This window comes from Pantoea stewartii (genome assembly GCF_011044475.1).
Classification (GTDB): Bacteria; Pseudomonadota; Gammaproteobacteria; order Enterobacterales; family Enterobacteriaceae; genus Pantoea; species Pantoea stewartii.
The window spans coordinates 2908093-2920000 of record NZ_CP049115.1 but is presented as its reverse complement, the minus strand read 5'-3'; the positions used below and the strand labels follow the sequence as shown (position 1 = coordinate 2920000).

The window sequence follows — 11908 nt, the reverse complement described above, 5'->3', positions numbered from 1 at the left end:
GCAACCCACTCCCATGGTGTGACGGGCGGTGTGTACAAGGCCCGGGAACGTATTCACCGTGGCATTCTGATCCACGATTACTAGCGATTCCGACTTCACGGAGTCGAGTTGCAGACTCCGATCCGGACTACGACGCACTTTATGAGGTCCGCTTGCTCTCGCGAGGTCGCTTCTCTTTGTATGCGCCATTGTAGCACGTGTGTAGCCCTACTCGTAAGGGCCATGATGACTTGACGTCATCCCCACCTTCCTCCGGTTTATCACCGGCAGTCTCCTTTGAGTTCCCGACCGAATCGCTGGCAACAAAGGATAAGGGTTGCGCTCGTTGCGGGACTTAACCCAACATTTCACAACACGAGCTGACGACAGCCATGCAGCACCTGTCTCAGCGTTCCCGAAGGCACCAATCCATCTCTGGAAAGTTCGCTGGATGTCAAGAGTAGGTAAGGTTCTTCGCGTTGCATCGAATTAAACCACATGCTCCACCGCTTGTGCGGGCCCCGTCAATTCATTTGAGTTTTAACCTTGCGGCCGTACTCCCCAGGCGGTCGACTTAACGCGTTAGCTCCGGAAGCCACTCCTCAAGGGAACAACCTCCAAGTCGACATCGTTTACGGCGTGGACTACCAGGGTATCTAATCCTGTTTGCTCCCCACGCTTTCGCACCTGAGCGTCAGTCTTCGTCCAGGGGGCCGCCTTCGCCACCGGTATTCCTCCAGATCTCTACGCATTTCACCGCTACACCTGGAATTCTACCCCCCTCTACGAGACTCAAGCCTGCCAGTTTCAAATGCAGTTCCCAGGTTAAGCCCGGGGATTTCACATCTGACTTAACAGACCGCCTGCGTGCGCTTTACGCCCAGTAATTCCGATTAACGCTTGCACCCTCCGTATTACCGCGGCTGCTGGCACGGAGTTAGCCGGTGCTTCTTCTGCGGGTAACGTCAATTGATGAGGTTATTAACCTCAGCACCTTCCTCCCCGCTGAAAGTACTTTACAACCCGAAGGCCTTCTTCATACACGCGGCATGGCTGCATCAGGCTTGCGCCCATTGTGCAATATTCCCACTGCTGCCTCCCGTAGGAGTCTGGACCGTGTCTCAGTTCCAGTGTGGCTGGTCATCCTCTCAGACCAGCTAGGATCGTCGCCTAGGTGGGCCGTTACCCGCCTACAAGCTAATCCCATCTGGGCACATCCGATGGTGTGAGGCCCGGAGGTCCCCACTTTGGTCTTGCGACGTTATGCGGTATTAGCTACCGTTTCCAGTAGTTATCCCCTCCATCGGGCAGTTTCCCAGACATTACTCACCCGTCCGCCACTCGTCACCCGAGGAGCAAGCTCCTCTGTGCTACCGTCCGACTTGCATGTGTTAGGCCTGCCGCCAGCGTTCAATCTGAGCCATGATCAAACTCTTCAATTTAAAGTTTGATTTGCTGCAACCAGTGCAGCGATGCTCAAGGAAAACGTCGTAATGAATTTCAATACGTGTTCACTCTTAAGACTTGATATTTTTTTGCGTCCGGAGACGCGGATATCAATCCTGCGAGTGCCCACACAGATTGTCTGATAAATTGTTAAAGAGCAGTGCAACCAGCGGGTTAACCGTCTGTTGCGAGGTGGCGTATATTACGCTTTCCTCCTTCAGAGTCAACCTCTTTTTCAGAAGTTTTTCTCCGGCGAAAACTCCGGGGAGTTTTCTGCTGAACACCGCGTTACGTAAGCCGTTGTGCCGTGTCAGTGGAGGCGCATTATAGGGCGTTCTTTCTGGGTGACAAGCATTAATTATAAAAAAATGACTGAGCGATTCATTTTTAAACGAACGGGGTAAAAAGCGACACATCCTGCGTAAATAACGCACGGAAATCACCACATATCGGTTGAAAGAGGCGTATTGTGCATTTCTGCCAATGCTATTCTTTTTTATATTCTTTGCCGAAGACATTACGAAGGACGCTCAATGATTAAATCCGCGCGCAGTATGGCCGGTCTGCCATGGATTGCCGCTATGGCCTTCTTTATGCAGTCACTGGATGCCACGATACTCAATACCGCGCTGCCCGCGATCGCTACCAGCCTTGAACGTTCCCCGCTAGCCATGCAGTCCGCCGTTATCAGCTACACCTTAACTGTTGCCATGCTTATTCCGGTTAGTGGATGGCTTGCAGACCGCTTTGGCACACGCAAGATCTTTATTATTGCCGTTTCGCTGTTTACGCTGGGTTCACTTGCCTGTGCCTTATCGCCCTCCTTATCAATACTGGTCACATCGCGCGTTATTCAGGGCGTGGGTGGCGCGATGATGATGCCCGTCGCGCGGCTGGCCCTTCTGCGTGCCTATCCCCGTAGTGAACTCTTACCTATTCTCAACTTTGTCACCATGCCGGGATTAGTCGGACCGATACTGGGGCCGTTGCTGGGGGGAATCATGGTGACCTATGCCACCTGGCACTGGATCTTCCTGATAAACATTCCGATAGGTCTGCTCGGCATCGTCTATGCACGTAAATTCATGCCTGACTTCACGACACCAAAGCGCCGCTTCGACTTTCTGGGATTTTTATTGTTCGGCATTGGATTAGTGATGATATCTACCGGCATAGAGCTGTTTGGTGAGCGTATTGTCTCACCCTGGCTTGCGGCAGGCGTTCTGACTGGCGGCGTTGTCTTGTTGCTCCTCTATATAGCCCATGCCCGGCGTCATCCCTCGCCGTTGATCAATCTGCCCATGTTTAAAACACGCACATTCTCGGTAGGCATCATTGGTAACATCGCTTCGCGGCTGGGCACTGGTTGCGTGCCGTTTTTGATGCCGCTGATGCTTCAGGTAGGATTTGGCTATTCTGCGATTCTGGCTGGCTGCATGATGGCCCCCACAGCCATTGGCTCCATTCTGGCTAAACAAAGCGTGACGCAATTACTGCGCTGGTTTGGCTATCGCCGCCTGTTAGTCAGTATTACGATGATCATTGGCGTGATGATCGCCAGCTTCTCGCTGCAGTCACCTTCTGAGGATATTGCGTTCTTATTAATTCCACTCTTTCTGTTAGGTATGGCGATGTCCACCCAGTTTACGGCAATGAACACCATTACCCTGGCTGATTTGGATGACGACAATGCCAGTGGCGGCAACAGTGTACTCGCGGTGACACAGCAGCTCGCGATCAGCTTTGGGGTGGCCGTGAGTGCAGCTGTCCTGCGCTTTTATCAGGAATTTGATAGCACGACAGTAGAACAGTTCCATTCTACCTTCCTGACGATGGGCATCGTCACCGTCCTGTCAGCGCTGACGTTTACGATGCTGCGCAATGGCGACGGACGCAACCTGATTAAAAATCGCGATAAAAAGAAGAAAGCTTAAACCGATCCCCGCGGAACCAGTTCCGGCGTCAGTACCAGCGTCTGCTGGCTGACGTCGGGATTACTCAGACGATAAATCAACGTATCAATAGCCAGTTCACCCAGCTCATCTTTCGGTTGATGAATGGTGCTCAGCGGCGGCGACATATAGCGCGCCAGTTCCACGTCATCATATCCCATCACCGCCATATCCTGCGGAATCTGCAAGCCGGCCTGATGTAGTGCATGGTAAACCCCAACCGCCATCGCGTCGTTGCTGGTAAAAACGGCATGCGGTGGGGTATCCAGCGCCAACAGTTCGAACATGGCGTTATAACCGCCCGCAAACTCAAAGTCACCGCTCACGACATAGTCTGGCGGGACCTCCAGACCGTTTTTCTGCATTGCCTGATGAAAACCTTCAAGGCGCATGCGCGCCGGGGTTTTATCAAGCGGCCCGGAAATACAGGCGATTCGCGAATATCCGCTGTCAATCAGATGCTGTGTCGCCAGTTCACCCCCCAACAGCGCGTTATCCTGAATGATATCGCCCCGCCCTTCGAAAGGCGCCCAGTCCATCATCACCATAGGAATAGAAGGATAACGATTCAGGATTTCCGCCGACGGTAAATGGCTTTCCGTGCACATAATCAGCAAACCATCGACCCGCTTTTGCAGCAAGGTTTCCAGGCTACGATTCATACGGTCTTCGTCCCCGGCGGTATTGCACAGAATCAGGCTGTATCCACGCTCATAACAGCTGTCTTCAACACCACGTACCACTTCGGCATAAAAGGGGTTACTGCTGGCGGTCAGTAGCATGCCGATCGTATGGGTTTGGTTAAGCTTGAGGCTACGAGCCAGTGCCGACGGCGCATAGTTCAGATCGCGAATCGCCTGTTCGATTTTTTCACGCACCCCATCGCTCACAAAACGATTCTTGTTGATGACGTGTGAAACCGTTGAGGTGGAGACGCCCGCCAGCCGGGCGACATCTTTCATCGTAGCCAAGCGCTTAACCCTGTTGCTGTAAAAAGTCGTCGATCTCGGCACGCCAGGGTACAGAGGGCTGTGCTCCCGAACGGGTTACCGCAATTGCCGCAGCAGCGTGCGCAAAGCGAACGGCATCCAGCATGGCCTTGCCTTCAAGACGTGCTGTGATAAACGCGCCGTTAAACGTATCACCCGCCGCAATCGTATCTACGGCTTTCACGTCAAAGCCCGCAACACGTTGCCCCTGGCCCTTTTCACTCAGCCAGACGCCACGGCGTCCCAGGGTGATCAAGACAGTGGGGATGCCTTTATTATGTAACGCAGCCGCCGCACGCGCAGCGTCCTCATCATTTCTGACGGCGATTCCTGTCAGGATTTCAGCCTCAGTCTCGTTTGGCGTAATCACGTCAACCAGCGCTAACAGACTGTCCGGCAGAGCCGTTGCTGGCGCAGGATTCAAAATGACCTGCGTCTGATGCTGCCGGGCAAGGGTTGCCGCCGCTACCACGCTGTCCAGTGGCGATTCAAGCTGCATCAGTAATGCGTCAGCCCCGGCGATAACCTGCTGGTGACGCGCGACGTAGGCTGGCGTTAACGCGGCATTAGCACCGGAATAGATGCCTATATTATTTTCGCCTTCACCATTGACGAAGATCATCGCAACGCCCGTCGATTCACCCTCAATGACCTCTACCGGCTGGGTATCAATCTTATCCTGCGCGAGTTGCTGACAGACACGTTCACCAATGTCATCGGCACCGACACAAGCAATAAAGGCAATATCCGCGCCCGCACGGCCGGCCGCAACCGCCTGATTGGCGCCTTTACCACCAAACGCAATCTGATATTTCTGCCCGATCACCGTTTCGCCGGGGCGGGGAAAGTGTGCCAGATTAAGGATATGGTCAGCATTGATGCTGCCGAGAACGGCCAGTTTTGCGTGTTTGCTCATTGGGAGAGTCCGAAATAAGTGCGCCACCGATGGGTGGCGCAGTGCCCTGCTTTTCTTTGATTTATTTAGTAACCAGTTTCAAATCAACTGGATAAACTGCCTGCACTTTTTCGCCTTTCAGCACTTTATCAGCAGTCTGAACGCCGATCATGCCAATTTTCTCTGGCATCTGAGCAACGGTCGCCGCCAGCTTACCGCCTTCAACGGCTTTCACACCATCTGGCGTGCCGTCAAAGCCCACCACCAGCACATCGGTCTTGCCAGCAGTCTGCAGTGCACGCAGGGCACCCAGTGCCATTTCGTCGTTCTGGGCAAATACCGCCTGCACATCTGGATGCGCCTGCAACAGGTTCTGCATCACGTTCAGGCCTTTAGTACGGTCAAAGTCAGCAGGCTGGCTGGCCAGGACCTTGAACTTGTGTGCATCAACGGCTTTCTGGAAGCCTTCGCCACGTTCACGGGCTGCTGAAGTTCCCGCGATCCCTTCTAATTCGATGATTTTCGCGCCATCACCCAGTTTACGGGCAATAAAGTCACCTGCCATTTTTCCGCCGAAGCGGTTATCAGATGCAACATGGCTTACCACGGTACCCTGAGCCGCCACGCGATCCAGCGTGATAACAGGGATTTTTGCCTGGTTAGCCAGCTTGATGGCATTGCCTACAGAGTCAGAATCGGTTGGGTTGATCAGCAGTGCTTTGGTGCCGCGAACCGTCAGATCCTGCACGTTAGCCAGTTCTTTCGCAGGGTTGTTCTGTGAATCCAGCACGACCAGGTTGTAACCCAGTTTGTCCGCTTCTTTTTGCGCGCCGTCTTTCAGGGACACAAAGAACGGGTTATTCAGCGTAGAGATAACAAGGGCAATGGTATCTTTCGCCATTGCGCTGGCGCTGAGGGTTGCGCCAAGAATGACAGCGAGTGCAGTTAACTTTTTCATCATTTTATCCTGTATAAGAGTCTGAGTTATTTGCTGCTTTTATTATCCACCAGCACCGCCAGCAGAATAACGACTGCTTTGACGATCATCTGGTAGTAGGAAGATACACCCATCAGATTTAATCCATTGTTTAAAAAGCCAAGGATTAATGCGCCAATTAAGGTGCCAACGACGCGGCCTTTACCGCCTGCCAGACTCGTTCCGCCCAGCACGACAGCCGCGATAGCGTCCAGTTCATAGCCTGTACCCGCTGTTGGCTGGGCAGAAGACAGACGCGCCACTTCAATCGATCCCGCCAGCGCGGCCAGCATGCCAGACAGTGAGTAAACAATAACTTTCACACGGTTAACGTTGATGCCGGAGAGACGCGTGGCCGCCTCATTACCGCCCAACGCATAAATATAGCGACCCAGGCGCGTGTGATGCAGCATGTACCAGGCGGCGACAAACACCAGCGCCATCAGCCAGACCGGGGTTGGAATACCCAGCGGACGACCAATACCAATCCAGCCAAACAGATCGGCATTATCGTTAAAACCGGTATTGACCGGACTGCCGTTGGTATAAACCATGGTGACGCCGCGCAGCAGTAACATCATGACCAGCGTAGCGATAAACGCCTGCACCTTGCCCCGCGCCACGATGGTTCCCGTGACCGCACCAATCGCCGCGCCCAGCACCAGGGAGGCTGCAACGGCAACAAAGGCATTCACCTCCATGCCTACCAGCGAGGCGGCCACCGCGCCCGTCAGCGCCAGCAGCGAGCCGACGGAAAGATCGATGCCGGACGTTAAAATGACCAGGGTCATTCCCACAGCCATGATGGCATTGACCGATGTCTGCTGAAGAATGTTGAACAGGTTGGCCACAGTAAAGAAATTCGGGCTCTGGCTCGCCACCACAGCAATCAACACAATCAGCGCAATCAGCGATTTTTGCTCAAGTAGCCAGGCTTTGCTGAACCAGCGACGGTTAGATGGAACGGTTTGGGTGGTCATACAACTAAATCCTCACTGTGTTGCTTACCGACGGCTGCTGCCATCAGGCTTTCCTGGGTAGCTTCTTCACGGCTAAATTCGCCGCTTAAACGGCCTTCATGCATCACGACAATGCGGTCACTCATGCCCAGCACCTCTGGCATTTCTGACGACACCAGGATGATGCTCAGCCCTTCAGCTTTGAACTGATTAATCAGCTGATAGATCTCTTTTTTGGCCCCGACGTCCACGCCGCGCGTCGGTTCGTCAAGAATCAACACGTTAGGGCGCGTCATCAATCCACGGGCTATCGCCACCTTCTGCTGATTCCCGCCCGATAACAGGCCAATCGGCTGCTCCATCGACGGCGTTTTCACGTTAAATAAGCGAATGAAATCTTTTACAGCGAGCTGCTCTTCCGCATGGCGCAGTCTGCCAGCCGGGTGACTGAAATAGCGTAAGGCGGTAAGCGACATGTTTTCTTTGACTGACATGCCTAACACCAGGCCATCGCGCTTGCGATCTTCGGAGATATAAACGATGCCGTTAGCCAGGCCATCCTGAGGAGAACGGATCACGACTTCACGTCCACTCAGCCAGACCTGCCCCCCGGTACGGGGCAAGGCACCATACAAAATTTTCATTAACTCTGTCCGGCCTGCGCCCATCAGGCCCGATACGCCGAGAATTTCGCCTTTACGTAAGGTGAAGCTGACGTCATCCACGCCAGGGCCGCTGAGGTTCTGAACCTTAAGACGAATTTCGCCGGGCGCCTCATCCAGATGGGGATACTGATCTTCTAATTTGCGTCCCACCATCATTTCGATCAGGCTCTCTTCGCTCATCTCGGCGACCGGACGCTCTGCAATAAATTGCCCGTCACGGAAGACCGTCACGTCATCACAAATCTCAAAAATTTCTTTCATGCGATGAGAGATATAAACGATGCCGCATCCTTGCGCCTTCAGTTCATTGATCACCCGGAACAAGGACAATGTTTCGGTATCCGTCAGCGCATCCGTGGGCTCATCCATAATGATGACTTTCGATTCAAAGCTCAGAACCTTGGCAATTTCGACCATTTGTTGATCGCCGATGGATAAATCGCCCACCAGCTTGTGACTGCTAAAACGCAGATTCAGGCGTTTCAGGAGCGCATCCGCCTCGGCATACATCCGCTTCCAGTTAATGCGACCAAAGCCATTAACGAATTCACGCCCAAGAAAGATGTTTTCTGCCACAGTCAACTGCGGGATCAGGTTGAGCTCCTGATGGATAATGCCGATACCGGCTTCCTGCGAGGCTTTCGGTCCACTGAAGGTGGTTTCTTCGCCCAGCCACTGCAGTGATCCGGCATCACGGGTATAAATCCCGGTCAGCACCTTCATCATGGTGGACTTGCCGGCGCCATTCTCACCGACTAATGCCATAACGCGCCCTGCCCAGACGGACAGCGACGCGCCATTTAATGCTTTCACGCCCGGAAACGCTTTTTCGATGCCTTTGAGCTGCAGTAACGGTTGCATAACGGCCTCAGAAGGTCACACCGGCACTCAGGATGACATTCGCATACGGAGAGCACTCTCCGCTGCGAATGACCGCCTGGCTACGTTGTGTTTGTTGTTTAAACTGTTCATGACTGATGTAGCGGATGGTAATGCGATTTCCCTGGTGCTGTTGCAATGCGTCGAGCACGGCGATCAGTTCGCTATGGAGCTGCGGATTGTGTTGCTTAATTTCTTCCGCGATAAAGGCGCTTTCCACCTGCATCTCATGCGTTACCGCTTCCACCACCTGCATGAAGCCTGGCGTACCCGGTATCAGTGCCAGATCGATACGCTGCGTTTCTGCCGGAATGGGCAACCCCGCATCAGCGATCGTTAACGTATCTGTATGGCCCAGGCGGGCGATAACGTATGAGAGTTCAGCGTTTAACAGGCGACCTTTTTTCATTTTTCCACTCCAGAGCGAAACGTTTCGCTTTCTGGAGTGTATAAAAAGAAGGTTACAATTCAACCACTGGAAAAGAAATTTGTGATCGCTATCGAAACGTTTCGATACTGCCGGAGGGAATTTGAGTTAGGGACTGTTCTGAAAGGAAAACCGGACCGTCAATACGGTCCGGTCACGGGTGATTAAGGGAGCTTCTTAACCTGTTTCACATCCAGTTCAATGCTGTTGAAATCTTTATCCAGTTCACCTGTCAGCTCAACCCGATCTTTCGGCGAAACCGTGACGCCATTCCAGCGCTTATGGTCGATCTCGACCGTCATTGTGCCGCTTTCATCGCGGAACAGATAATCTTCGTTACCCGTTTGTTTTTCAAGCTGACCCCTTACGGTAATCCAGCTGTCATCTTTCATCGCTTCAGCCTGCTTCACCGTCACGACGCTGGTGTGATCGGCGTGAAAACCACCCTGCTGCGTGTGTGCTGCCGGTGCAGGCGCATTCGGGTCAACAAAACCGCCTTGTTGTGCCGCCAGTACAGGCGCAGACGCTAACAGTGTTACAGCGATAAGTGCAGCATACTTTTTCATTTCGTCACCTCTTGTCTGTGAATCCGTTCTTTCAGTGAAAGCAGTAAACCACACAGTTCTTAACAGGATCTTAAGGGGAAAATATCCTCTTTTTTTAGCCAGACTCGCTGTACAACCGCCATTTCGCTTCGTATAAATCGCTTATTAAAAGGGAGAAACGATGCGCATTTTACTGATTGAGGACGATCGCCTGATCGGCGACGGCATTAAGGCTGGACTCAGCAAGCTGGGGTTTAGCGTCGACTGGTTTGTCTCAGGCGAGGCCGGATTTCAGGCCCTGAATGCAGCCCCGTGGGATGCGGTTGTGCTTGATTTGTCCCTGCCGGAGCGTGACGGGCTGGACATTCTGCGCCAGTGGCGTCAGCAGGGCTACGATGTCCCGGTACTCATTCTGACGGCGCGCGATGCACTCGACCAACGGGTTGAAGGATTACAGATGGGCGCGGACGATTATCTGTGCAAACCCTTTGCGCTGACCGAAGTCGCCGCGCGTTTACAGGCACTGATTCGACGACGCCATGGGCAACTGCAACCCGAACTGCGTCACGGCGATGTCGTATTGATCCCCGGTAACCTCAGCGTGGTACAAAACGGGGCCAGCGTTGAACTAAAAAGCCGCGAGATGGCGCTGCTGGAACTGTTTATGCGTAACCCGGGGCGCGTGCTGACGCGCAGCCAGTTAGAAGAAAAACTTTACACCTGGGATACCGAGGTTTCGAGTAATGCGGTGGAGGTGCATATTCATCATCTGCGCAGGAAATTAGGCCAACGCTTTATTCGCACGATTCACGGCGTGGGCTATACGCTGGGGGAAAGCGAATGCGATCGATGAGCTTATTCCTGCGTCTGGGCATTGGCCTGATGTTGATACTCGGCATCTGCTGGGGAGCGGCCACGCTGAGCGCTCGCTACCAGACGCGCGAAACGATCAATGAGCTGTTTGATACGCAGCAACTGTTACTTGCAAAGCGCCTGCTGACGCTGAATTTCACCTCAGTGAACGAAACCTCGCTTCCCAGGAGTAAAAAAATACTGCCCCATAACCGGGGCGAACAGGATGATGATGCGCTGGCCTTTGCCGTCTTTACGCGTGATGGAAAACCGGTCCTCAACGATGGCGATAACGGCAAAGATCTTCTCTTTAATGCCGATCATCAGGGCTTTCTGAATGGTCAGCTCAGGGACGATGACGATCCCTGGCGGTTAGTCTGGCTGACCACGCCCGATCAACGCTACCGCGTAGTGGTGGGTCAGGAATGGGAATACCGGGATGACATGGCCAACGATATCGTGAAGACCAGCACGCTGCCCTGGCTGATTTCACTCCCCTTTATGCTGCTGATGTTAACGGGCCTGGTCTGGTATGAACTCCGCCCGCTAAAAAAGCTCAGCCAGCAACTGGCTCAACGCGCACCTGATGATGATGCGCCTTTACAGGCTGACCGCGTGCCGAAAGAGGTGCGCCCGGTCATTGACGCGCTGAATGGACTGTTTGGTCGAATTCATACGATGGTGCAGCGGGAACGCCGCTTCACGTCCGATGCGGCGCACGAATTACGCAGTCCGCTGGCGGCCCTGCAGGTACAAAGCGAGGTCATCCAACTGGCCGCCGATGACGAGGCAATGCGCACGCATGCACTTCAGCAGTTGGATGCGGGCATTGTCCGGGCGACACGTCTGGTGGATCAGTTACTGACGCTGTCGCGTATTGAAGCAGAGGATGCCCGTAACGCGTTCCAGCCCGTCATGCTGAAGAAAGTGGCGCAGGAAACCCTGGCCTCACAGCTGCCGCTGGCAGAGAAAAGTGATATCCGGTTGCGCTTCAATGCTGAAGCCGATCCGGTCATTTCGGGACATCCCTTGCTGCTGTCTTTGCTGATAAGGAATCTGCTTGATAACGCCATTCGTTATACACCGCCAGGCAGCAACGTGGATCTGATTCTTCAGTCTGGAAGGTTGCGAGTGGAAGATAACGGCAACCGTTTATCACCCGACGCGCTACAACGACTGGGTGAGCGTTTCTGGCGTCCGCCAGGGCAGGAGAAAAGCGGCAGTGGATTAGGTTTATCCATTGTGCGCAATATTGCCCAGTTACATGGCATGACGCTGCACTTCAGTCAGCTTCCGGAAGGCGGGCTGTGCGTCAGCCTGAGCTGGTAAAAAAGCGCCTGACAG

10 protein-coding genes and 1 rRNA gene (1 of these 11 cut by a window edge) are annotated in these 11908 nt (G+C 53.6%); 3 read left to right on the top strand and 8 right to left on the bottom strand.

Going from position 1 to position 11908, the window contains the following annotated elements:
• Window positions 1-1421: ribosomal RNA gene (locus G5574_RS13890) — 16S ribosomal RNA — on the bottom strand; it reaches 115 nt to the left of the window's first position.
• Window positions 1422-1958: 537 nt separating this feature from the next.
• On the opposite strand from G5574_RS13890, the gene mdtD reads away from it, so the two are divergent.
• Entirely contained in the window at window positions 1959-3359 is a 1401-nt protein-coding gene (mdtD, locus tag G5574_RS13885) for a multidrug transporter subunit MdtD (protein WP_006121179.1), read from the top strand.
• Here the strand turns inward: mdtD and rbsR are convergent.
• The 7 genes from rbsR to G5574_RS13850 form a co-directional block, all read right to left on the bottom strand.
• On the bottom strand, window positions 3356-4339 hold the full coding sequence (rbsR, locus tag G5574_RS13880) for a ribose operon transcriptional repressor RbsR (RefSeq protein WP_033737206.1): 984 nt from the start codon (window positions 4337-4339) through the stop codon (window positions 3356-3358). The genes mdtD and rbsR overlap by 4 nt on opposite strands.
• Window positions 4340-4352: 13 nt before the next feature.
• The gene (gene rbsK / locus G5574_RS13875) at window positions 4353-5282 is read right to left on the bottom strand and encodes a ribokinase (RefSeq protein ID WP_006121181.1); all 930 of its coding nucleotides are present in this window, start codon (window positions 5280-5282) and stop codon (window positions 4353-4355) included.
• Between the two features lie 61 nt (window positions 5283-5343).
• Window positions 5344-6219: a ribose ABC transporter substrate-binding protein RbsB gene (gene rbsB / locus G5574_RS13870; protein ID WP_033737208.1), complete on the bottom strand. Its 876-nt coding sequence runs from the start codon at window positions 6217-6219 to the stop codon at window positions 5344-5346.
• A 26-nt stretch (window positions 6220-6245) separates the two neighbouring features.
• On the bottom strand, window positions 6246-7217 hold the full coding sequence (gene rbsC, locus G5574_RS13865) for a ribose ABC transporter permease (protein WP_006121183.1): 972 nt from the start codon (window positions 7215-7217) through the stop codon (window positions 6246-6248).
• Window positions 7214-8722 carry a ribose ABC transporter ATP-binding protein RbsA gene (gene rbsA, locus G5574_RS13860; RefSeq protein ID WP_033737209.1) on the bottom strand — a complete coding sequence of 503 codons (1509 nt, stop codon included), beginning with the start codon at window positions 8720-8722 and terminating at the stop codon, window positions 7214-7216. The genes rbsC and rbsA overlap by 4 nt, the downstream gene beginning before the upstream one ends.
• Before the next feature lie 7 nt (window positions 8723-8729).
• Complete coding sequence (rbsD, locus tag G5574_RS13855) at window positions 8730-9149, bottom strand: D-ribose pyranase (protein WP_006121185.1); 420 nt, start codon at window positions 9147-9149, stop codon at window positions 8730-8732.
• A 182-nt stretch (window positions 9150-9331) separates the two neighbouring features.
• Window positions 9332-9733 carry a YgiW/YdeI family stress tolerance OB fold protein gene (locus tag G5574_RS13850; RefSeq protein ID WP_006121186.1) on the bottom strand — a complete coding sequence of 134 codons (402 nt, stop codon included), beginning with the start codon at window positions 9731-9733 and terminating at the stop codon, window positions 9332-9334.
• A gap of 160 nt (window positions 9734-9893) precedes the next feature.
• Between G5574_RS13850 and qseB the strand changes: the two genes are divergently transcribed.
• Window positions 9894-10565 (top strand): quorum sensing response regulator transcription factor QseB, encoded by a 672-nt coding sequence (gene qseB, locus G5574_RS13845; RefSeq protein WP_006121187.1) that lies wholly within the window; start codon window positions 9894-9896, stop codon window positions 10563-10565.
• Window positions 10553-11893 carry a quorum sensing histidine kinase QseC gene (gene qseC / locus G5574_RS13840; RefSeq protein WP_174250599.1) on the top strand — a complete coding sequence of 447 codons (1341 nt, stop codon included), beginning with the start codon at window positions 10553-10555 and terminating at the stop codon, window positions 11891-11893. Before qseB ends, qseC begins: the two co-directional genes overlap by 13 nt.
• Window positions 11894-11908 lie beyond the last annotated feature (15 nt).

What these genes read in the sequence shown, in the direction of transcription:
- qseB (WP_006121187.1), top strand. Translation starts at nt 9,894, where the DNA reads ATGCGCATTTTACTGATTGAGGACGATCGCCTGATCGGCGACGGCATT.
- G5574_RS13850 (WP_006121186.1), bottom strand. Translation starts at nt 9,733, where the DNA reads ATGAAAAAGTATGCTGCACTTATCGCTGTAACACTGTTAGCGTCTGCG.
- rbsR (WP_033737206.1), bottom strand. Translation starts at nt 4,339, where the DNA reads ATGAAAGATGTCGCCCGGCTGGCGGGCGTCTCCACCTCAACGGTTTCA.
- rbsA (WP_033737209.1), bottom strand. Translation starts at nt 8,722, where the DNA reads ATGCAACCGTTACTGCAGCTCAAAGGCATCGAAAAAGCGTTTCCGGGC.
- rbsC (WP_006121183.1), bottom strand. Translation starts at nt 7,217, where the DNA reads ATGACCACCCAAACCGTTCCATCTAACCGTCGCTGGTTCAGCAAAGCC.
- rbsD (WP_006121185.1), bottom strand. Translation starts at nt 9,149, where the DNA reads ATGAAAAAAGGTCGCCTGTTAAACGCTGAACTCTCATACGTTATCGCC.
- mdtD (WP_006121179.1), top strand. Translation starts at nt 1,959, where the DNA reads ATGATTAAATCCGCGCGCAGTATGGCCGGTCTGCCATGGATTGCCGCT.
- rbsK (WP_006121181.1), bottom strand. Translation starts at nt 5,282, where the DNA reads ATGAGCAAACACGCAAAACTGGCCGTTCTCGGCAGCATCAATGCTGAC.
- rbsB (WP_033737208.1), bottom strand. Translation starts at nt 6,219, where the DNA reads ATGAAAAAGTTAACTGCACTCGCTGTCATTCTTGGCGCAACCCTCAGC.
- qseC (WP_174250599.1), top strand. Translation starts at nt 10,553, where the DNA reads ATGCGATCGATGAGCTTATTCCTGCGTCTGGGCATTGGCCTGATGTTG.